This is a genomic window from Kribbella sp. NPDC005582 (genome assembly GCF_040605415.1).
In the GTDB taxonomy this organism is placed as follows: Bacteria; Actinomycetota; Actinomycetes; order Propionibacteriales; family Kribbellaceae; genus Kribbella.
In genome coordinates this window covers 107,549-127,266 of sequence record NZ_JBEXCU010000011.1, presented here as the reverse complement: position 1 = coordinate 127,266, position 19,718 = coordinate 107,549, and the positions used below count along the sequence as shown (strand labels likewise).

Annotated in this window: 17 protein-coding genes; 5 read left to right on the top strand and 12 right to left on the bottom strand. The window is 68.1% G+C overall.

Features of this window, described 5'->3' with window-relative positions; translation table 11 throughout:
- Positions 1 to 4: 4 nt before the first annotated feature.
- Together ABZS29_RS38270 and ABZS29_RS38265 are read right to left on the bottom strand one after the other, a co-directional pair.
- Positions 5 to 1,144 carry a serine hydrolase domain-containing protein gene (locus ABZS29_RS38270; RefSeq protein WP_355469952.1) on the bottom strand — a complete coding sequence of 380 codons (1,140 nt, stop codon included), beginning with the start codon at positions 1,142 to 1,144 and terminating at the stop codon, positions 5 to 7.
- A gap of 17 nt (positions 1,145 to 1,161) precedes the next feature.
- On the bottom strand, positions 1,162 to 2,040 hold the full coding sequence (locus tag ABZS29_RS38265) for a LysR substrate-binding domain-containing protein (protein ID WP_355469950.1): 879 nt from the start codon (positions 2,038 to 2,040) through the stop codon (positions 1,162 to 1,164).
- A gap of 96 nt (positions 2,041 to 2,136) precedes the next feature.
- On the opposite strand from ABZS29_RS38265, the gene ABZS29_RS38260 reads away from it, so the two are divergent.
- Positions 2,137 to 2,838: an SDR family oxidoreductase gene (locus ABZS29_RS38260; RefSeq protein ID WP_355469948.1), complete on the top strand. Its 702-nt coding sequence runs from the start codon at positions 2,137 to 2,139 to the stop codon at positions 2,836 to 2,838.
- A gap of 2 nt (positions 2,839 to 2,840) precedes the next feature.
- Here the strand turns inward: ABZS29_RS38260 and ABZS29_RS38255 are convergent, their stop codons facing one another.
- Both ABZS29_RS38255 and ABZS29_RS38250 read right to left on the bottom strand, forming a co-directional pair.
- A complete protein-coding gene (locus ABZS29_RS38255) occupies positions 2,841 to 3,203 on the bottom strand; it encodes a VOC family protein (protein ID WP_355469946.1) in 363 nt (120 codons plus the stop codon).
- A 30-nt stretch (positions 3,204 to 3,233) separates the two neighbouring features.
- Complete coding sequence (locus ABZS29_RS38250) at positions 3,234 to 4,052, bottom strand: helix-turn-helix transcriptional regulator (protein ID WP_355469944.1); 819 nt, start codon at positions 4,050 to 4,052, stop codon at positions 3,234 to 3,236.
- A gap of 81 nt (positions 4,053 to 4,133) precedes the next feature.
- On the opposite strand from ABZS29_RS38250, the gene ABZS29_RS38245 reads away from it, so the two are divergent.
- Entirely contained in the window at positions 4,134 to 5,333 is a 1,200-nt protein-coding gene (locus tag ABZS29_RS38245) for an MFS transporter (protein ID WP_355469942.1), read from the top strand.
- Here ABZS29_RS38245 and ABZS29_RS38240 read toward each other — a convergent pair.
- The 3 genes from ABZS29_RS38240 to dnaE all read right to left on the bottom strand — a co-directional run bounded on the left by ABZS29_RS38240 (position 5,308) and on the right by dnaE (position 11,156).
- The gene (locus ABZS29_RS38240) at positions 5,308 to 6,816 is read right to left on the bottom strand and encodes a DUF3352 domain-containing protein (protein ID WP_355469940.1); all 1,509 of its coding nucleotides are present in this window, start codon (positions 6,814 to 6,816) and stop codon (positions 5,308 to 5,310) included. The two genes, ABZS29_RS38245 and ABZS29_RS38240, sit on opposite strands and share 26 nt — an antisense overlap.
- Before the next feature lie 132 nt (positions 6,817 to 6,948).
- Complete coding sequence (locus ABZS29_RS38235; RefSeq protein WP_355469939.1) at positions 6,949 to 7,584, bottom strand: hypothetical protein; 636 nt, start codon at positions 7,582 to 7,584, stop codon at positions 6,949 to 6,951.
- Between the two features lie 23 nt (positions 7,585 to 7,607).
- On the bottom strand, positions 7,608 to 11,156 hold the full coding sequence (gene dnaE, locus ABZS29_RS38230; RefSeq protein ID WP_355469938.1) for a DNA polymerase III subunit alpha: 3,549 nt from the start codon (positions 11,154 to 11,156) through the stop codon (positions 7,608 to 7,610).
- Between the two features lie 158 nt (positions 11,157 to 11,314).
- On the opposite strand from dnaE, the gene ABZS29_RS38225 reads away from it, so the two are divergent.
- Positions 11,315 to 11,938, top strand: a complete 624-nt coding sequence (locus ABZS29_RS38225) for a type 1 glutamine amidotransferase family protein (protein ID WP_355469937.1) — start codon at positions 11,315 to 11,317, stop codon at positions 11,936 to 11,938.
- On the opposite strand, the gene ABZS29_RS38220 is transcribed toward ABZS29_RS38225, so the two are convergent.
- The 3 genes from ABZS29_RS38220 to ABZS29_RS38210 are packed head-to-tail and all read right to left on the bottom strand — an operon-like array spanning position 11,930 to position 13,976.
- On the bottom strand, positions 11,930 to 12,862 hold the full coding sequence (locus tag ABZS29_RS38220; RefSeq protein WP_355469935.1) for an RluA family pseudouridine synthase: 933 nt from the start codon (positions 12,860 to 12,862) through the stop codon (positions 11,930 to 11,932). The genes ABZS29_RS38225 and ABZS29_RS38220 overlap by 9 nt on opposite strands.
- Entirely contained in the window at positions 12,859 to 13,548 is a 690-nt protein-coding gene (gene lspA / locus ABZS29_RS38215; RefSeq protein WP_355469933.1) for a signal peptidase II, read from the bottom strand. The genes ABZS29_RS38220 and lspA overlap by 4 nt, the downstream gene beginning before the upstream one ends.
- Positions 13,521 to 13,976: a TraR/DksA family transcriptional regulator gene (locus ABZS29_RS38210; RefSeq protein ID WP_355469931.1), complete on the bottom strand. Its 456-nt coding sequence runs from the start codon at positions 13,974 to 13,976 to the stop codon at positions 13,521 to 13,523. The genes lspA and ABZS29_RS38210 overlap by 28 nt, the downstream gene beginning before the upstream one ends.
- Positions 13,977 to 14,592: 616 nt before the next feature.
- Here ABZS29_RS38210 and ileS point away from each other — a divergent pair.
- Positions 14,593 to 17,751 (top strand): isoleucine--tRNA ligase, encoded by a 3,159-nt coding sequence (gene ileS, locus ABZS29_RS38205; RefSeq protein ID WP_355469929.1) that lies wholly within the window; start codon positions 14,593 to 14,595, stop codon positions 17,749 to 17,751.
- 7 nt (positions 17,752 to 17,758) lie between these two features.
- On the opposite strand, the gene ABZS29_RS38200 is transcribed toward ileS, so the two are convergent.
- The gene (locus ABZS29_RS38200; protein WP_355469927.1) at positions 17,759 to 18,235 is read right to left on the bottom strand and encodes a MarR family winged helix-turn-helix transcriptional regulator; all 477 of its coding nucleotides are present in this window, start codon (positions 18,233 to 18,235) and stop codon (positions 17,759 to 17,761) included.
- Between the two features lie 46 nt (positions 18,236 to 18,281).
- On the opposite strand from ABZS29_RS38200, the gene ABZS29_RS38195 reads away from it, so the two are divergent.
- On the top strand, positions 18,282 to 18,743 hold the full coding sequence (locus ABZS29_RS38195) for a pyridoxamine 5'-phosphate oxidase family protein (protein WP_355469925.1): 462 nt from the start codon (positions 18,282 to 18,284) through the stop codon (positions 18,741 to 18,743).
- Positions 18,744 to 18,848: 105 nt separating this feature from the next.
- Here the strand turns inward: ABZS29_RS38195 and ABZS29_RS38190 are convergent, their stop codons facing one another.
- Positions 18,849 to 19,616 carry a DivIVA domain-containing protein gene (locus ABZS29_RS38190; RefSeq protein WP_355469923.1) on the bottom strand — a complete coding sequence of 256 codons (768 nt, stop codon included), beginning with the start codon at positions 19,614 to 19,616 and terminating at the stop codon, positions 18,849 to 18,851.
- Positions 19,617 to 19,718 lie beyond the last annotated feature (102 nt).

Genomic DNA, 19,718 nt, shown 5'->3' with positions numbered 1-19,718 from the left:
TTCGTCAGCTGAGCAAGGGTTGCAGGGCGGCGAGGAACTGGGTCATCGTGGTGTCGACCTGTTTGTTGCCGTCAGCAAGCAGTAGGGCGACGGAGACGTTGCTGCCGACGACCATCAGGCTGGTGTAGCCGGGCATCTCACCGCGGTGACCGTACGACGGGAGCAGCGGCGGGAACTTGTGCTCGAAGAGCATGGTGCCGAGACCGTATTGGCCCATGTTTGGGGTCATCTGGTCGACGAGGTCCTGCGATATGACGTGGCCGTAGTACAGCTGGTATCCCCAGCGGGCAACGGTCGGAGCGTCGGCGGCGAGCCCTGCGTTGGCGGCGGAGAGGCTGGCGATGGCGCGGCACGGTAGGTAGCCGTCCGGCGGGCCACAGACCGGATTGGTGTCCTCGGCCACCGGCGGCTGCGGCTTCTCGCCGTCCTGGAAGGCCGCGTGCTCGAGGCCGGCGGGGGTGGCGAGGTCGCGACGCAGGACGGTCGCGAGCGGTTGACCGGTGACCTTTTCGATCAGCAGGCCGAGCAGCTGGAAGTTGGGGTTGCTGTAGTTGAAGGTTCCGGGCGCGCTCACGGGTGCGGAGTCGTAGGCGAGCGCCTGCTCCGGCGTCCAGTGCTTGGCCGGCGCGGCCTTGATCGCCTGGTCCATCCGGCCGTAGTCGCCGGGCAGGTAGTTCGGCACCCCCGACGCCATCATCAGATGCTGCCGTACCGTCGCGCCGTTCTCCGTCAGCCGATGTTTCAGGTACGTCGAGATCGGCGCATCGAGGTCGACCTTGCCGGCCTTCACCAGCAGCATGATCTCGGCGGCCACGAACGTTTTCGTGATACTCGCGACCCCCATCGCGGTCGTCGGCCGGAGCGGCGTACCGACGGCGTCCTTACCGGCTGCGCCCGACCAGATCCACCGGTCGTTGACCACCGCGGCCGTGACTCCTTGTGCGCCCGACTCGAGGGCCTGGTCGGCCACGATCTTGTCGAGCGCCGCCTGCAGCTTCGCTGCCTTGTCCGGCGCGAGCGCAACCGTCGCAGGCTCTGGAAAGAACCATTCCCCGGCCGTCGCCGTCGCCTCCGGCTCGCCGGCCTCGCCCGCGCAAGCGGTCACCGCCACGAGCAGTACCGCGATCGTCCCCCAGAGTCTCATCCTCCGATGGTCCCTACTCAGCGGGTCATCACCCAGTCGACGGTCTCGGCAAGCGCGGCGAACTCCTGGATCGCACGGGACCGGCGGGAGGCCAGCCAGGCGAGGCAGACTTTGTTCGGGGCGATGTCGGTGACCGGTACGGCGCGGACGTCGGCGCGCTGGTAGAACGCTGCTACCGAGACCGGGAGGATCGAGACGCCGCGGCCGGCGGCGACGTGTTCGAGCTTCTCCTCGACGCTGGTCAGGTCCGGCACGGGGCGCCGGCGGCCGGAGCGTAGCTCAAGGGCGATGTCCCGCCACTCCGGGACCTGATCGGCGTGCTGGAGGAGGTGCTCGTCGGCGAGGTCGGCGATTTCTAGCGAGGGCTTGTCGGCCAAGCGGTGATCGGCGGCCAGCCAGGCGATCCGCGGCTCCTCGAACAGCGGTCGGATGCGCAGGCCGCTTTGCTCGATCGGCAGCCGGACGACGCTCACGTCGGCGCGGCCGTCGAACAGAACCTGAACCTGATCGACCCAGGTGGTGCGGAAGACCTCGACGTCGCGGTCCGGCCGGAGCGCTTCGAACGCGCGCACGGCCGCGGTCGGGGTGATTCCCGGCATGAAGCCGATCGTGAAGGTCTTCGGCCCGCGGGCGGCTTGGGCGACTCGGCGGCGGAGCCCTTCGGCGGAGGCGAGCAGCGGACGAGCATCGTCGAGCAGTTGCCGGCCGGCGGCGGTCAGTTCGGTGGCTCGTTTGGTGCGAGCGAAGAGCTGGGCGCCCAACTCGTGTTCGAGCGCGCGGATCTGCCGCGACAGCACCGGCTGCGCGATGTGCAGCCGCTCGGCCGCGCGCCCGAAATGCAGTTCTTCGGCGACCGCGACGAAGTACCGGAGCTTGCGCAGGTCGACGTCAGTCATACCTTCAGGGTATGACAGGCGCCCGAACAGGTCTTGGACCACGGGCACCGCGCGGGCGCATCGTGGCAGGGAACCCCACCACGAAAGGCGAAACTCATGACCCTGCAGGACCAGCGCGTCGTCCTCCTCGGCGGTACGTCGGGCATCGGGCTGGCCACCGCCCGCCTGGCCGCCGAGCACGGCGCCACCGTGATCGTTGCCTCCAGCAACCCGTCCTCGGTCCAGCGGGCCTTGGCCGAACTGCCCCCGGCCGCCGAAGGCACGGCCGTCGACCTGACCGACCCGGCCGCCGTCGAAGCGTTCTTCGCCGGGCTCGACCCGTTCGACCACCTCGTCTACACCGCCGGTGAAGCGCTCACCCTGCTCGACATCCGGTCGCTCGATCTGGCGCGCGCCCGGAAGGCCTTCGAACTCCGGTACTTCGGCGCGCTCAGCGCGGTGCACGCCGCCGTACCGAAGATCCGTCCCGGCGGCTCGGTCGTGCTCACCAGCGGTACCGCGACCGACCGCCCCGGACCGGGCTGGTCGATCGCGGCCAGCATCTGTGGTGCCGCCGACTCGCTGGTCCGCGCGCTCGCCCTCGAGCTGGCGCCGATCAGGGTCAACGCCGTCAAGCCGGGCGTGGTCCGGACGCCGTTGTGGGCTGACGGCATCGACTACGAGGCCGTCGCCGATTCGCTGCCGGTCGGACGCGTCGGCGAACCCGAGGACATCGCCGAGGCCTACGTCTTCCTGATGAACCAGCACTACGCCACCGGCTCGATCGTCACCGTCGGCGGCGGCAACGTCCTCGTCTGAGTTCAGTCCTGGGCGACGTACAGAGTGTTGGCGTCGGGATCCTGGAAGGTGAACATCGGCGGGACGCCGCGCCAGGACAGCAGCTCGCTGGTGCTCACCTGCTCGTCGTTCAGGTACTGGTGGACGGCGGCTGCGTCCGCGGCGCCCAGACGGATGCCGGTGTCGGCACCAGCCTCGCTCGCGGGGGTGAGGGCGAGGTTCGCCCCGCCCCCGGGTGCCGCCACGACGATCCAGCGACCGCCCAGCTGCGGCAGCGGCGTGTCCGACACCAGACTGAACCCGAGGGTCTTGGTGTAGAACTCGAGCGCGCGGTCCTGGTCGGTGACCGGGACGCCGACGGTGTGCACGCTGGTGAAGTGGTTCATGGTCTCTCCTTGGGTGAAGGGTGCGTTCACTCAGTAGGTAGAGACCGTCCCGGCGATTTCGACATCACGCGGCAGAGAATTCTCGAGGCCGTACAGCACGAGGTACTGATCTGGGACATCGAGTACGGCGAGCACCTCGTGCCGCATCAGCTGGACACCGAGCTCTGGATGCTTGATGAGCTTCTCCCCGGACACATGCCGTTTCACGTCCCGGCGTGACCACCGCTCGGCGAACTCCGGACTCTCGGCGAGCAACTCGTCAACCAGAGCGCAATAATCAGGGTCCTCGACCAAGTGCACGGCCGCGGCGCGCAGGTGAGCGACCACGTCGTCTGCCGCAGCGTCCCAGTCCAGGTAGAGCTGGCGCGCTGCAGGACCGAAGACGAACCGGGAGTTGTTCGGTCGCCGCTCCGGGCGCTCCCCCGGCTTCGGCAGCCGGCCCGGGAACAGGTACGCAGCAGCGTCGTTCCAGGCGAGCACGTCGCCGATCTGACCGAGCACAACCGCGGCCGTGGGTGCGCTCAGAAATCCCATCGTGCGCAGCGCCGACGGTGACACCGTCTGCGAGTACGTCGTCTGAGTGTCGCCGGCCAGGGCTCTGAGGTAGGACGCCTCGTCGTCGGTCAGCCCGAGCGCGCGAATCAGCGCGTCGAGCACGCTGTCCGACGGGTGTGGCGCACGCCCTTGCTCGAGACGCGTGTAGTAGCCGAGGCTCACCCCAGCCAGGTCAGCAAGCTCCGCACGCCGCAGCCCGGGCGTCCGGCGTGGTTCGTCGGTCGCGGGCGTCAGGCGGCCACGGCGCTCCCGCAGGAACTCGCCCAGCTCTTCCCGCCGCCGTGCCGATCGCACTCTCTCCTCCGATCCGGGTGTCCCTGTCAGGTGCACCCAGCAACCTTTTGTCCTGCTGTCGCGGGGTCCACGGTAGTAGTTGTGCCCACTCGACGTGCCGCTACAACCGCAGCTGCCCTGTCCTTCTTCCTGATCACACTCAACGCCTCCACGGTGACCACAGCGTTGCCGGTCATCGGCCGTGATCTGCACGCACAGGCTGGTTTGGCCTGGGTGCTGACCGGCTATTCGCTGGTCTTCGCCCTTGTGCTGCTTCCGGCCGGAGCGTGGGCCGACCGAATCGGCGCCCGGCGTGCCTTCGTCGCCGGGATGGCGCTGTTTGCCGTGACGTCCGTGGTGTGTGCGCTCGCCTTCGACCTCACGGTCCTGCTCGGGGCGCGCGCAGTCCAAGGCGTTGCGGCCGCCGTCATCCTGCCGTCCGGACTGTCGATGCTCAACGCGGCTTATCCCGAGCCGTCGGAGCGCGCTCGCGCGGTCGGCCGATGGAGTGCGGCCGGCGCGATCGCTCTCGTGGTCGGGTCCCCGCTCGGCGGCGCGATCACCTCGGCGATCGGCTGGCAAGGCACGTTCTGGCTCAACGTCGTGCCCACGGTGCTCGCGCTGGCCGTCGCGCTCCGCGTCCCCGCTGCGCCGCGATCACAGCCGGTACGGCGTACGTCGTACCGGGAGCTGGTTCGGACTCCGGCCGTGGTGCTCAGCTCGGTGACCGGGTTCGCGCTGAACTTCACGACGTACGGGACGATCTTCGTGGTGACGCTGTACTTGCAGCTGAACCGCGGGCAGTCGGCGTGGGTCACCGGGCTGGTGTTCGTGCCGATGACGGTGCTGATCGTGCCGGCGAACCTGGTGACCGGTCGGCTGGCAACCCGATTCGGCATCCGCCGGACGCTGCTGCTCGGTCAGGTCCTGATGGTCGCCGGTCTGGCCGGCCTGGTCAGCACCGGCCGTACGGCGCCGGTCTGGGTGCTCGCGCTCTGGCTGCTTCCCCTCGGCGTCGGGGGCGGTCTGGTTGCGCCGACCACGACTACGCTGATGCTCAACGGTTTGCCGCCCGATCGCAGCGGGTTCGGGGCCGGGCTGCTCAACGCGATCCGCCAACTGGGCAGTGCCGCGGCTCCCGCCGTACTGGCTCCGTTGGGCTTCCGGGTCTGCATGGTGCTGTCCGCGGTGATCATCGTCCTGCCCGCCCTCATCGGCAGAAAGCAAGAAGGCCCGGACGGCGGTGATGCTGCCGTCCGAGCCTCCCTTGAGCGAACTACTTCGCGACGACCCGGAGGGTGAACTCACCCTCGAAGTTGCCGGTGTTGCGGGCGACCATGCCCGCCGAACGCAGCGCCTTCAGGTCGGCGTTGGACTTCTCGCCCATCGCCTCCATCACGCTGGTGACCCCGTCGAAGTCGACGTAGGCGATACCGGTCGCACCCTTCACGTCCGGCAGCGCCTGCTTGAAGCTGTCCGACGCGCCGAGGTTGCCGCCGCCGAGCACCTTCGCGGCGTACTCCTTGTCGGTCGAAACAACCAGGGTGTCACCGTCCTTGGCGGTCTCGATCGGCACCTGGACCGGCGTCTGCTGACGCAGCAGCGTGGTCAGCTTCGTGATCACCGGCTCGGCCTTGGCCGGGTCGGTCTCGAGCCGGGCCGCGATCTTCGGGCCGGCCGAAGCGTCCTTGTCGACGACGAGCGACAGGTTCTTGCCGAGCAGCGTCTTCAGGTCGTCCGGCAGCTTCAGGCCGGTCTGCTCCGCGATCCCCTGGACAATCTCGCCGAACTCGCCGCTCTTCTCGAGGTTCTTCCACACCGTGTCGATCGACGAGTCGACCCCCGAGACGCTGATCGCCGCGGCCGTCGTGTCCGGCAGCTTGGTCACCAGCTCACTCGCGTCGGCCGCCTTCGCGACGATCTCCTGGTCGGAGCGGACGAAGCCCTTCAGCTCGACGTACTGCGCGTCGAACCGCAGCGCCGCCGCGACGCTCCCGTTGCCGATCGGATCGATCTTGGCCGGAGCGACCTCGCCGAGCGCCTTGGCCATGCCCGCGAAGTCGGCCCACAGCGTCGCGAAGCCGGGCTCGCCGAGCTTGTCCAAGTCGGCCTTGTACTGCGAGTTCTCGGCCAGCGGGCTGGTCTTCGCGGCAGCCATCGCCGCGTCGAGCTCCGGCTTGGTCTCGGCGAGCACCATGTAGCCGTCGGCGAACGCGTAGGCGGGATCGTCGGACTCCTTGGGGCCCTTCTCCATCTCCCGCGCGGCCTTCTTCTCGTCCTTAACCTGCAGGGCGAAGACGAGGCTCGGCTCCTTCTTCTTGGCGTCGGTGGCCGGCAGTGCCGCGATCCCGACCCGGTCGCCGAGCCACGGCTCGACATCGCGGGCGTAGTCGACGTCCTTCAGGTCGTCGTCACCGCTCGCCTTGATCGCCTCGAAGAGCTTCTGGCGCAGGTCGTCCTTGTCACCGGTGAGCTTCAGCTTGTCCTTGGCGGACGGGAACTTCATCAGGAACCGCAGGGCGGCGAGCTTCTGGCCGGCCGACGGGTTCAGGTCCACGCGCAGGTAGCCGATCGCCGTACCGGGCAGGACGGCGTCCGGCTGCTTGCCGCCGTTGAGCTTGCCGTAGGCAAAGATTCCGCCGCCCGCGACGACCAGCACCATGGCCAGCGCCGCGACGATCGGGATCAGCTTGCCACGCTTGGGTTTCGGCGCCTCCGGCTGCCACGCGCCACCCATCTGCAGCTGCTCATAGGGAGCGTTCTGCGGCGGGAACTGGGGCTGCATCTGGGGCCCCCCGGCACCTGGGTACTGCGGACCACCCTGACCCGGGAACTGCGGGCCGGGCGGAGTGTTCTGGTCAGACATCAACTTCCCCCTCGTACGGACCGATGGCCTCACCCACCGGACCAGGACACCCTAGTGCACCGGGGGGTGGCCTTCTGACGCAACAGGTTTCGAACCGGTTGCATCTGGTTCGGACCGCCAGGTCGTCGCCGAAATCACCGCAGCGGCCAGTGCCGCGCCCACCAACCAGGCCGCGATCGGTGTCCAGGTATGCAGCTCCAGCGGCGCCGCGACCAGGTCACCCGGCTTCGCCGCCTGCAGGCGATCATTCAGTGAGTCGTGGCCGAGCAGCATGCCGACACCCCACGCCACCCCGGAGCCCAGACACGCACCCAGTACGACGATCGCCACGGACCACGGGCCGTAGTTCCGCAGCCACCAGAACAGCGCACCGCCGAGCAGAAGCGCCGCAACGAAGCCGATCGCGGTGAACGTGCCGTCCGGCCCGAACACCCGGGTCATCTGCTCCTCGCCGAGCGACCCGCCCTGCTCGTCGACCGTGTACTGAGCCAACGGCGAGAACTGCTGCCAGGCCCAGCCACCGACGACCCCGGCCACCAGGAACACCACGACCGTCACCAGGATCGCCTTGGCCCACGGCATCACCGGCTCGGGCTCCGGCGGCGCCCCGAAGGGATTCATCGACGGCGGCGCAACATAAGGCCCCGGCTGTCCGTAGACAGGCCGCGGGGGCAAGGAGTCACTCACCTCGACAGTGTGCCGCATGCCTCCTACCCGGCCAGGCAGGAGGGGCCGAGCAATGCCTTCAGGTCGGCCATCAGCGAGGAACTGGGGGTGACGCGGAAGCGATCGCCGATCCGCATCACGGTCGTCTTCTGCCGCGCTTCGAGGCGCAGCTGGACCTCCGTCATCCCGGGGTGGGACTGCAGCACGTCGCGCAGCTGGTCGACCACGGGCTTGGTGCAGCGGGTCACCGGCATCGTGATGACGACCGGTCCGCTCGGGCCCTGGGTCAGGTCCGGCACGACGACCTCGTCGCCGCTCAGCTCGACGCGGTCCTCGCGGCGGCGGATCCGGCCCTTCATCAGGATGATCGCGTCGTTGCTGAGCAGGTGCGCGTGCAGCTGGTACGCCGAGGAGAACATCATCACCTCGATCGAACCTTCGAGGTCCTCGATGGTGACGATCGCGTAGATGTCACCGCGCTTGTTCACCTTGCGCTGGACCGCGGTGACCAGGCCGCCGATCGTGACGCGGGTGCCGTCGGGGCGATCTTCGTCACTGAGAAGCTGCCCGATCGTGCAGTCGGTGCCGTTGGTGAGCACGTGCTCGACGCCGAACAGCGGGTGGTCGGAGACGTAGAGACCGAGCATGTCGCGCTCGTGCGCGAGCTTGGTGGCCTTGTCCCACTCCTCGATCTCGGGGACCGTCACCGACAGCCGGCTGTTGCCCTCGCCCTCGTCGGCCTCGTCCTCGCCCATCGAGAACAGGTCGAACTGGCCGTGCGCCTCGTTGCGCTTGAGGTCGATCGCCTCGTCCACCGCCTGCTCGTGGACCGCGACCACCGCGCGCCGGGCGTGGCTCATCGAGTCGAACGACCCGGCCTTGGCCAGCGACTCGATGACGCGCTTGTTGCAGACCGGCAGCGGGACCTTGTCGATGAAGTCGACGAAGTCGGTGAACCGGCCCTTCTCCTCGCGGGCCGCGACGATCTCGGCCACCACGTTGACGCCGACGTTGCGGATCGCCGACAGGCCGAAGCGGATGTCGGTGCCGACCGGGGTGAAGTTCGAGTCGGACTCGTTCACGTCCGGCGGCAGCACCTTGATGCCCATCCGGCGGCACTCGTTGAGGTAGATGGCCATCTTGTCCTTGTCGTCCTTGACGGACGTCAGCACGGCAGCCATGTACTCGGCCGGGAAGTTCGCCTTCAGGTACGCCGTCCAGTACGAGACCAGCCCGTACGCCGCGGAGTGCGCCTTGTTGAACGCGTAGTCGGAGAACGGGACCAGGACGTCCCAGAGCGCCTTGATCGACTGCTCGGAGAAGCCGTTGGCCTTCATCCCCTCGGAGAAGCCGACATACTCCGCGTCGAGGACCTCGCGCTTCTTCTTACCCATCGCCCGGCGGAGCAGGTCCGCCTTACCCAGCGTGTACCCAGCCAGCTGCTGGGCGATCGCCATCACCTGCTCCTGGTACACGATCAGGCCGTACGTCGTACCGAGGATCGGCTCCAGCGCGACGGCGAGCTCGTCGTGCGGATAACTGATCTCTTGCTGCTTGTTCTTGCGCAGGGCGTAGTTGGTGTGGCTGTTCGCGCCCATCGGGCCGGGCCGGTAGAGCGCGCCGACGGCGGAGATGTCCTCGAAGTTGTCCGGCTTCATCAGCCGCAGCAGCGCCCGCATCGGGCCGCCGTCGAACTGGAAGACGCCGAGGGTGTCACCGCGGCCGAGCAGCTCGAAGGTCGGGCCGTCGTCGAGGGTCTGGGCGAGCGCGTCCAGGTCGAGGGTGATGCCGCGGCTGGCCTCCACGTTCTTGACCGCGTCGTCCATGATCGTCAGGTTGCGCAGACCCAGGAAGTCCATCTTGACCAGGCCGAGCGTCTCGCAGCTCGGGTAGTCGAACTGGGTGATGATCTGGCCGTCCTGGTCGCGGCGCATGATCGGAATCAGCTCGATCAGCGGCTCGCTGGACATGATCACACCGGCCGCGTGCACACCCCACTGGCGCTTCAGGTTCTCCAGGCCGCGGGCGGTGTCGACGATCTTGCGGACGTCCTGGTCGGACTCGTAGAGCTGGCGGAACTCGCCGGCCTCGGAGTACCGCTTGTGGCCGGTGTCGAAGATCCCGGACAGCGGGATGTCCTTGCCCATCACCGACGGCGGCATCGCCTTGGTGATCCGGTCGCCCATCGCGAACGGGTAGTCCAGCACCCGGCCGGCGTCCTTGATCGCCTGCTTGGCCTTGATGGTTCCGTAGGTGACGATCATCGCGACCCGGTCGTCGCCGTACTTCTCGGTGACGTAGCGGATCACCTCGGGGCGGCGGCGGTCGTCGAAGTCGATGTCGAAGTCGGGCATCGACATCCGCTCCGGGTTCAGGAAGCGCTCGAAGATCAGGCCGTGCTGGAGCGGGTCCAGGTCGGTGATCCGCATCGCGTACGCGCACATCGAGCCGGCACCGGAACCACGGCCCGGGCCGACCCGGATGCCGTGCTCCTTGGCCCAGTTGATGAAGTCGGCGACGACCAGGAAGTAGCCCGCATACCCCTTCGAGGTGATGACCTCGATCTCGTACTCCGCCTGCTTGCGGACGTGGTCCGGGACGCCGGCCGGGTAGCGCTTGTGCAGGCCGGTCTCGACCTCGGAGACGAACCAGGACTCCTCGTTGTGCCCTTCGGGGCAGGGGAAGCGCGGCATGAACCGGCCCTCCCCCTCGGTGAAGCTGACATCGCACTGCTCGGCGATCAGCAGCGTGTTGTCACACGCCTCCGGGAAGTCCTTCCAGACCTCGCGCATCTCGGCCGCGGTCTTCACGTAGAACTCGTTCGCGTCGAACTTGAACCGGTTCGGGTCGGACAGCGTCGAGCCGGACTGCACACAGAGCAGCGCCGCGTGCGACGTGGCGTCCTCGGGCTTGGTGTAGTGCAGGTCGTTGGTGGCCACCAGCGGCAGCCCGAGCTCCTTGGCCAGCCGCAGCAGGTCGCCCTGGATGTTCCGCTCGATGCCGAGGCCGTGGTCCATCAGCTCGCAGTAGAAGTTCTCCTTGCCGAAGATGTCGCGGAACTCCGCGGCGGCCTTGATCGCCTCGTCGTACTGCCCGAGCCGCAACCGGGTCTGCACCTCGCCGGACGGGCAGCCGGTGGTCGCGATCAGGCCCTGGCCGTAGGTGTTCAGCAGCTCGCGGTCCATCCGGGGCTTGAAGTAGTAGCCCTCCAGGCTCGCCAGCGAGCTCATCTTGAACAGGTTGTGCATGCCCGACGTGTTCTTCGCGAGCAGCGTCATGTGGGTGTAGGCACCCGAACCGGAGACGTCGTCGCGGCCCGAGTTCGCGTCGCCCCACTTGACCCGCTTGCGCTCGGTCCGGTGGGTGTGCGGCGTCAGGTACGCCTCGACGCCGATGATCGGCTTCACGTCGTACTTCTTCGCGGTCTTCCAGAACTCGTAGGCCCCGAAGACGAAGCCGTGGTCGGTGGTCGCGATCGCCGGCTGGCCCATCTCCTGGGCCGTCTTGAACAACTCGTCGATCCTTGCCGCGCCATCCAGCATCGAGTACTCGGTGTGCACGTGGAGATGCACAAAACTGTCGCTGGACCCCATATCGGCGCAGACCTCCCAGGGCGTTCGTGAGGTGGACTGCGACAGCTTATGCAGGCCCCACGGACAGTTTTTCATCGGCTCGCGGTGCGGACCCGGTTCGCCCGCTATCCGGTCGTTCACCATTGACAACATGATGTCAATTACGACATCATGTTGTCATGACCGAGAACAGCGCCACCCCCGTCCACGTCGCCGTCTACGACACCTACGCCGACTGGGAGCCCGGCTTCGCCACGGCCCACATCAACAGCCCCAACTGGCAGCGCAAGCCCGGCCGGTACGTCGTCCGTACGGTCGGCGTCAGCCTGGATCCGATCCGGACCAGCGGCGGGCTGCGGGTGCTGCCGGACATCACGCTGGACGAGCTGTCGCCGCGCGAGAGCGCGATGCTGATCCTGCCCGGCAACGATCTGTTCCCGACCCCGGCGTACGAGCCGTTCGTCGCGAAAGCGCGCGAGTTCCTGGCGTCCGACGTACCGGTGGCGGCGATCTGCGGCGCGACGGGTGGGCTCGCGCTGGCCGGGCTGCTGGACGATCGGGCGCACACCAGCAACGCGCTCGAGTTCCTGCAGAGCCTCGGGTACGGCGGCTCGGCGTACTACCGCGACGAGCTCGCCGTGACCGACGGTCCGCTGATCACCGGGAAGGCGCAGGCGCCGGTCGAGTTCGCCAGGGAGATCCTGGCGAAGCTCGAGGTGTACGAACCGGCTGTGCTCGACTCCTGGTACAAGCTGTTCGGCGTCAAGAACCCTGAGGGCTTCTACGAACTGATGTCAGTGTGAGTCGGCGAGCTTGTCGAGGGCCTGGTCCAGGTCCTCGGGGTACTGCGAGGTGAACTCGACGTACTGCCCGGTGCCCGGGTGGTCGAAGCCGAGCCGCATGGCGTGCAGCCACTGCCGGCTGAGCTGAAGCTTCTCGGCCAGCACCGGATCGGCGCCGTACGTGAGGTCGCCGCAGCACGGGTGACCGATCGCGGACATGTGGACGCGGATCTGATGCGTGCGGCCGGTCTCGAGCGTGATCTCGAGCAGGGTCGCGAACCGGAAGGCCTCGAGCGTCTCGTAGTGCGTGATGCTCGGCTTGCCGCCGGCGATGACGCCGAACTTGTAGTCATGGTGCGGGTGCCGGTCGATCGGGGCGTCCACGGTGCCGGTGAACGGGTCCGGGTGACCCTGCACCAGCGCGTGGTAGATCTTCTTGACCGTCCGCTCCTTGAAGGCGCGCTTGAGGACGGTGTACGAGTACTCCGTCTTGGCGACGACCATCAGGCCGGACGTGCCGACGTCGAGGCGGTGCACGATGCCCTTGCGCTCGGCCGCGCCGCTCGTGGAGATGCTGAAACCGGCGCCGGCCAGGTGGCCGATCACCGTCGGCCCGGTCCAGCCGGGTGACGGGTGCGCGGCGACGCCGACGGGCTTGTCGACCACGATGATCTCGTCGTCGTCGTGGACGATGCGGAGGTTGTCGACAGTCTCCGGTACGACGGTCACCTCGGTCGGTGGCGGCGGCAGCTCGACGTCGAGCATCACGCCGGCCGAGACGCGGGACGACTTGAGCGCGGTCGAACCGTCCATCTGGACCAGGCCGGCCTCGATCATCTCGGCGGCCTTGGTGCGGGAAACGCCGAAGAGGCGGGACAGCGCGGCGTCGAGCCGCTCACCGGCCAGCCCGTCCGGAACCATCAAAGTGCGGGAGCTGCTGCTCATTTGCGCTGCTCCTTGGTGCCGTCGAGCCGGATCCCGCGCAGGGTCTGGATCACCAGCAGGATCGCTGCCGAGGTGACGGCCATGTCCGCGACGTTGAAGATCGCCCAGTGCGGTGTCTGCAGGAAGTCGACGACGTGGCCGTGGAACGGCGACGGCGCGCGGAAGATCCGGTCGGTGATGTTGCCGACCGCGCCGCCGAACAGCAGCCCGAACGCGACCGCCCACCCGGCCGAGCCGAGCTTGCGGGACAGGTAGACGACCCCGATCGCGACGGCGATCTGGATCACGCTGATCACCGGGGTGTATCCGGCGCCGAGGCTGAACGCGGCACCCGAGTTCCGGATCAGGTTGAACTTGAGCAGGCTGCCGATCACGTTCACGGGTTCACCTGGTGTCAGATGCGCCAGCGCGAGAGCCTTCGTCAGCTGATCGAGCCCGAGCACCACGATCCCGGCCACCGCGAACAACCCGATCCACTTCCACGAGCGGACGGCCTCGTCGCCTCCGGCGACCTCGGCCCCGGAAAAAGCAGGAGTGGAATCAGAGCCTTCCTCCCCCACACCGGTGGAGGTGGCGGTGGTGGGTGTCGTCTCCTGGTCGGCAGACGACGGGGAACCGGCCGACTCAGCGTCGGCCGGTTCCGGGGTGACTTCGTCGTTCAGCGACGTTCTTCGCGTTCTTTGCATGAGACGCACAGTGTCGCACGCGGGAACGCCTGGAGCCGACCCTTGCCGATGGCCTGGCCACAGGACTCGCAGACGCCGTAGGTGCCGTCGGAGATCCGGGACAGGGCGCGCTCGTCCTGGTCGAGCATGTCGCGGGCGTTGTTGGCCAGCGACATCTCGTGGTCGCGCTCGAGCGTCGTGGAGCCGACGTCGGCCTGGTCGTTGCCGGCGCCGTCGCCGCCGTCGCGGAGCAGCCCGACGATCTCCTTCTCGGCGCTCTTGATCTCCTCACGCAGGTGCAGCACGTCGGCCTCGAGCTCCGCGCGGAGCTCGGCCAGCTCGGCCGCGGTCCACGGGGTCTCACCGTCCTTCACCGCGAGGGTGTCGGCCTTGTGGACCGGGGACTTGGCCGGCGCCGTCGCCGGTGTCCTGTTCTCGTTCGTCTTCATGGCCACCCTCTTCTTCGCCGGTGCCTTACGGGTTGTCGTCGCGGACTCACTCGGTCCCGAGGCACTCTTCTTGGCCGCGGTCTTGCGTTGGGGGGCGGACTTCCTGGGAGCCGTAGCCATCGGCAGCTACCCCCTCTGATCGGAGACTGAAGCGGACTGGTCGCCAGACAGTAGGCCAGCTCACCGAGCCTGGCCAGTCCGACGCGCAGACCGTGGACATACGGTAGTCGCTTCTTCAAGTTCACTGGATGTTCCGCGCGTCACAGCCGTGTCTCAGCCGCTACCCACGGTGACATTTCGGTGAACATCACGCAGCATTCTCACGGCTGTACCCCGGAACAGCCACTCATTAACGATTCGTAGTTGCCTGGTACGACGCCGTACACTGGCAACCGCGAGCAGCAAGGCAGCGATGGGGCCATCACCCCGGAGCCGCCGGAAGAACAGTCCGTGGCGACCTATTAGAACCGGCAGCGGCCCGCGAAGGAAGTGGGTGACTCCCCCGATTTACCCCGGGGCGTCACCAAGGAGGGTGGTACCGCGCGGTGCCCGGCCGATCCGGCCAGTGGCACTCCGTCCCTCGTCGAGCAGTCAACGGCGACGAAGGACTACGGACATGGCGACCCCTCACACCCCCTGGCGGCAGGTTCCCGCCCAGGTCGACTTCCCGGCGCTCGAGCGCGAGGTGCTGACGCACTGGGACGAGCACGACACGTTCGCCAAGAGCCTCGAGCAGTCCGCGGGCGGCACGCCCTGGACGTTCTTCGAGGGTCCCCCGACCGCGAACGGGATGCCCGGCACGCACCACATCGAGGCGCGGGTCTTCAAGGACGTCTTCCCGCGCTACCGGACCATGAAGGGCTTCTCGGTCGAGCGCAAGGCCGGCTGGGACTGCCACGGCCTGCCGGTCGAGGTCGCGGTCGAGAAGGAGCTCGGCTTCAACGGCAAGAACGACATCGAGGCCTACGGCATCGCCGAGTTCAACGCCAAGTGCCGGGAGTCGGTGCTGCGGCACGTCGACGCCTTCGCCGAGCTGACCACCCGGATGGGCTACTGGGTGGACATGGAGCACCCGTACCGGACGATGGACCCGGAGTACGTCCAGTCCGTGTGGTGGTCGCTCAAGCAGATCCACGACAAGGGCCTGCTCGTCGAGGACTACCGCATCACGCCGTACTGCCCGCGCTGCGGCACCGGCCTGTCCGACCACGAGCTCGCCCAGGGCTACGAGACGGTCGTCGACCCGTCGGTCTACGTCCGCTTCCCGCTCACCTCCGGGCCATTGGCTGACAAGGCCGGCCAGCCTGTGTCGTTGCTGGTCTGGACGACGACCCCGTGGACGCTCGTCTCCAACACCGCCGTCGCCGTGCACCCCGACGTCCAGTACGTCGTCGCCACCGACGGCACCGAGTCGCTGGTCGTGGCCGAGCCGCTGCTGGACCGCCTCGGTGAGGGCTGGACCGTGACCGGTCGGTACGTCGGCCGCGACATGGAGCGGTGGACGTACCAGCGGCCGTTCGAGCTGGTGGAGTTCCCCGAGCCGGCGCACTACGTCGTACTGGCTGAGTACGTGACCACCGAGGACGGCACCGGTCTGGTGCACCAATCCCCCGCGTTCGGCGCGGACGACCTCATCGTCTGCCGCGCCTATGGCCTGCCGGTCGTGAAGCCGGTCGAGGCCGACGGCACGTTCTCGGCGGACATCCCGCTGGTCGGCGGCCAGTTCTTCAAGAAGGCCGACGCGGACCTGGTGGCCGATCTCCAGGCGCGCGGAGTGCTGTTCAAGCACGTGCCCTACGAGCACCCGTACCCGCACTGCTGGCGCTGCCACACGCCGGTTATGTACTACGCGCTCCCGTCCTGGTACATCCGCACCACGCAGGTGAAGGACGCCCTGCTCCGGGAGAACGAGAAGACCAACTGGTTCCCGGAGTCGGTCAAGTGGGGCCGGTACGGCGACTGGCTCCGGAACAACATCGACTGGGCCGTCTCGCGCTCCCGCTACTGGGGCACGCCGCTGCCGATCTGGCGCTGCGAGGAGGACCACCAGGTGTGCGTCGGTTCGCTGGCCGAGCTCGGCGAGCTGGCCGGACAGGACCTGAGCGCCACCGACCCGCACCGGCCGTACGTCGACGACATCACCTTCGCCTGCCCGACCTGCGGCGGCGAGTCGCACCGGGTCGCCGAGGTGATCGACGCCTGGTACGACTCGGGCGCGATGCCGTTCGCGCAGTGGGGCTACCCGTGGGCCGAGGGGTCGAAGGAGAAGTTCGAGAAGGCCTACCCGGCCGACTTCATCTCCGAGGCGATCGACCAGACCCGTGGCTGGTTCTACACGCTGATGGCGATCGGCACGCTGGTCTTCGACGAGTCGTCGTACCGCAACGTCGTCTGCCTCGGGCACATCATGGCCGAGGACGGCCGGAAGATGTCCAAGCACCTAGGCAACATCCTGGAGCCGATCCCGCTGATGGACGACCACAGCGCGGACGCGGTGCGCTGGTTCATGGCCGCCTCCGGGTCGCCGTGGAAGGCGCGCGGCATCGGGCCGAACGTACTCAACGAGATCGTCCGGAAGGTGCTGCTCACCTACTGGAACACGGCCGCCTTCCACTCCCTGTACGCGCGGCTGGCGAACTGGTCGCCGTCCGACGTGCCGCCGGTGGCGGAGCGGTCGGTGCTCGACCGCTGGCTGGTGAGCGAGACGCACCGGCTGGTCCGCGACACCGACGAGGCGTACGCGGCGTACGACACGCAGAAGCTCGGTCTGCTGATCAACCAGTTCGTCGACACGCTCTCGAACTGGTACGTCCGGCGGTCGCGGAGGCGCTTCTGGGCCGGCGAGGCCGGTGCGCTGGCGACGCTGCACGAGACGCTCGACGTACTCACCCGGGTGATGGCGCCGCTGACGCCGTTCGTGACCGAGCGGGTCTGGCAGGACGTGTTCCGGCCGGTCACGCCGTCGCTGGCGGAGTCGGTGCACCTGTCGCAGTTCCCGACGTACGACGAGTCGCTGATCGACGACGTACTGGCGCAGCACGTGTCGATGGCGAAGCGGGTCGTCGAGCTCGGCCGATCGGCGCGCGCCGAGGCCAAGGTCCGGACGCGGCAGCCGCTGTCCCGGGCACTGGTCGGATCGGCCGCGATCGCGGACCTGTCGCCGGAGCTGCTGCAGGAGATCGCTGACGAGCTGAACGTCGGCTCGGTGGAGCCGTTGTCGTCGGCGGGTGCGGATCTGGTCGAATTCTCCGCGAAGGGCAACTTCCGCGAGCTCGGCAAGCGGTTCGCCAAGCAGACGCCGGTGGTCGCGGCTGCGATCGCCGCGGCCGATGCTGCCGGACTGGCTGCCTCACTGAAGTCCACCGGTACGGCGACAGTCGTGGTCGACGGCGCCGACGTCGAGGTGACCGAGGCCGACGTACTGCTGTCCGAGCGGCCGAAGGAAGGCTGGTCGGTCGTCAACGAGCAGGGCGAGACCGTTGCCCTCGACCTCGAGATCACCCCGGAGCTCAAGCAGGCCGGCCTCGCCCGCGAGGTGGTCCGCACGCTCCAAGAGGCCCGCAAGGCCGCGGGCCTCGAGGTCTCCGACCGCATCAAGGTCTGGCTCACCACCACGGACGCCGAACTCGGCGACGCCCTCGGCAAACACGCCGACGACGTAGCCAAGGAGGTTCTGGCCGTCGAACTGACCCAGTCCACCCCCGCCGACTCGGCCCAGCTGGCCACCGGCACCGAGGAAGACCTCCAACTCACCTACTGGCTCACCAAGGCCTGAGGCACAGCTAGCGCGGCGGACGGACGGCGCGAGCCCGGAGTGCCGGGCTCGCGCCGACGTGCGTCAGGGCGTCGACGAGGAGCTGGCGGGCTTCTTCGACTCGAGTGGCGCCCAGGGCTTTGCGGAGTTCTTTGTCGAGAGCGGCTCGGTGTCTGCGGGCGGCGGCGATCACCTGCTCGCCGCGGTCGGCGAGGACGACCTCTTTGGCGCGAGCGTCGGTGGGGTCGGTACGGCGGGTTACATAGCCGCGGCGTTGGAGGTCGGCCACTGTCTTCGACGCGGCCTGCTGGGTGATGCCCAGGCGCTCGGCGAGCGTGGTGATCGTCACGGGGCCGGTGACCAGATGCTGGAACACGACCCCATCGGCGAAGCGGCTGTCGCCGTAGCCGTCGGCTGTCAGCCGGCGTTGCAGCTCATCGGCGAGCGCCCAGCCGGTGAACAGGGCGGCCAGGGACAGGTCAGCGTCGGCCGGATCGAACTCCATGCGCGCAAATATACAACCCAGGTTGTGAATCAGGTAATCTACAACCATGGTTGTGCAAAGGGAGTTCATCGAGAGAGCGCACGAGATCGTCTGGTGCACGGTGGCCACGGTCGGGCCGGATCAGCGGCCGCGGAGCCGGATCCTGCACCCGATCTGGGAGATCGGCGCGGACGGCGAACTGGCGGGGTGGATCGTCACCCGCGCGACACCGGTGAAGGTGCGGCATCTTGCGTACAGCAACTACGTGAGTTGTAGCTACTGGAAACCCGACCACCAGGTGGCGATCGCGGACTGCGAGGCCGCGTGGGTCGAGGATACGGCGACCCGGCAACGAGTCTGGGAGCTGTACCGGGACGCCCCGGCGCCGCTCGGCTTCGACTTCTGGAGTGTGTTCCCCGATGGACCGGCTGGGGAATCACCCTCGCTACTGCGACTGACGCCGTACCGGCTGAGGCTCTTCGATGTGGAGACCCTCAGTGGTCAGAAGCGACCGTCCGCGTGGCCCTGACGCTCGGTAACCACCAGGGGACCGTGAGTCAGAAGTTTCCGGACACGCCGAAGAGGCGGTGCTGCCGGAAAGCACCGCCCCTTCACAGGTTCAGACGTTGACTACTCAGACTCCGTGGCCGTGCGCCTGGGCGCGGGCCTCGGGACGGAATCCGTTCCGCGGGCTCAGCGTGTCGTCGCCGTTGCCCAGCGCCTTGAGCTGCTCGGTGAAGTAGGTCTTCAGCCGGCTGCGGTACTCGCGCTCGTAGGCGTGCAGGTCGTCGATCGTGCGCTCCAGCTGACCCTTCTGCTTCTCCAGGGTGCCCAGCATCTGCGCGCGGCGCTCGGCGATCTCGCCGTCCAGCTTCTCGGCGCGGGCGCGGGCCTCGCCGGTCATCCGGTCGGCCTTGCCGCGGGCTTCGTTCTCCAGGCGCTCGGCCTTGGCGCGGGCCTCGCCGATGATCTTGTCGGCGGTGTCCTTCGCCTCCTGGACCAGGTCGTCGGAGTGCTTGGTCGCCATCTCCAGCAGCCGCACGGCGGAGCTGGAGGCGTCGCCGACGGTGCCGGCTGCCGCAGCAGCCCCCGCAGCCGCTACCGCGGGCACGACGACCGGCGGCTTCTCCTCGATGATGGGCTTCTCGACCACCACCGGGGGCTTCGGCTGCTGCACGACCGGCGGCAGCGCGGCGGTCTGGTCGACCGGCCGCTCCTGGCCGGCGCCAGCGCGCTGGGCGGCCGCGAGCTTGGCCCGCAGCTCCTCGTTCTCGGCGAGGAGGCGCTCGAGCTCGGCCTCCACCTCGTCGAGGAAGGAGTCGACCTCTGTGACGTCGTAGCCCTCCCGTAGTCGGACGGGCGTGAACTGCTTCGAGCGGACGTCATCCGGCGTCAGCGGCATCTTTCACCTCGTTTGTCTGTGTCTTGGCGGAGTCCCCGTGGCCTTCACCATCGGCGACTCAGTAGATCACGTTATCGCTTCGTTGTGTTCTGACGGAATCCG

Bases quoted from the DNA above. Each gene is read 5' to 3' on its own strand.
- ABZS29_RS38270 (WP_355469952.1), bottom strand. From the start codon at position 1,144: ATGAGACTCTGGGGGACGATCGCGGTACTGCTCGTGGCGGTGACCGCT.
- ileS (WP_355469929.1), top strand. From the start codon at position 14,593: ATGGCGACCCCTCACACCCCCTGGCGGCAGGTTCCCGCCCAGGTCGAC.
- ABZS29_RS38260 (WP_355469948.1), top strand. From the start codon at position 2,137: ATGACCCTGCAGGACCAGCGCGTCGTCCTCCTCGGCGGTACGTCGGGC.
- ABZS29_RS38200 (WP_355469927.1), bottom strand. From the start codon at position 18,235: ATGGAGTTCGATCCGGCCGACGCTGACCTGTCCCTGGCCGCCCTGTTC.
- ABZS29_RS38195 (WP_355469925.1), top strand. From the start codon at position 18,282: ATGGTTGTGCAAAGGGAGTTCATCGAGAGAGCGCACGAGATCGTCTGG.
- ABZS29_RS38220 (WP_355469935.1), bottom strand. From the start codon at position 12,862: ATGAGCAGCAGCTCCCGCACTTTGATGGTTCCGGACGGGCTGGCCGGT.
- ABZS29_RS38190 (WP_355469923.1), bottom strand. From the start codon at position 19,616: ATGCCGCTGACGCCGGATGACGTCCGCTCGAAGCAGTTCACGCCCGTC.
- ABZS29_RS38265 (WP_355469950.1), bottom strand. From the start codon at position 2,040: ATGACTGACGTCGACCTGCGCAAGCTCCGGTACTTCGTCGCGGTCGCC.
- ABZS29_RS38255 (WP_355469946.1), bottom strand. From the start codon at position 3,203: ATGAACCACTTCACCAGCGTGCACACCGTCGGCGTCCCGGTCACCGAC.
- dnaE (WP_355469938.1), bottom strand. From the start codon at position 11,156: ATGGGGTCCAGCGACAGTTTTGTGCATCTCCACGTGCACACCGAGTAC.
- lspA (WP_355469933.1), bottom strand. From the start codon at position 13,548: ATGCAAAGAACGCGAAGAACGTCGCTGAACGACGAAGTCACCCCGGAA.
- ABZS29_RS38240 (WP_355469940.1), bottom strand. From the start codon at position 6,816: ATGCAGCCCCAGTTCCCGCCGCAGAACGCTCCCTATGAGCAGCTGCAG.
- ABZS29_RS38225 (WP_355469937.1), top strand. From the start codon at position 11,315: ATGACCGAGAACAGCGCCACCCCCGTCCACGTCGCCGTCTACGACACC.
- ABZS29_RS38210 (WP_355469931.1), bottom strand. From the start codon at position 13,976: ATGAAGACGAACGAGAACAGGACACCGGCGACGGCGCCGGCCAAGTCC.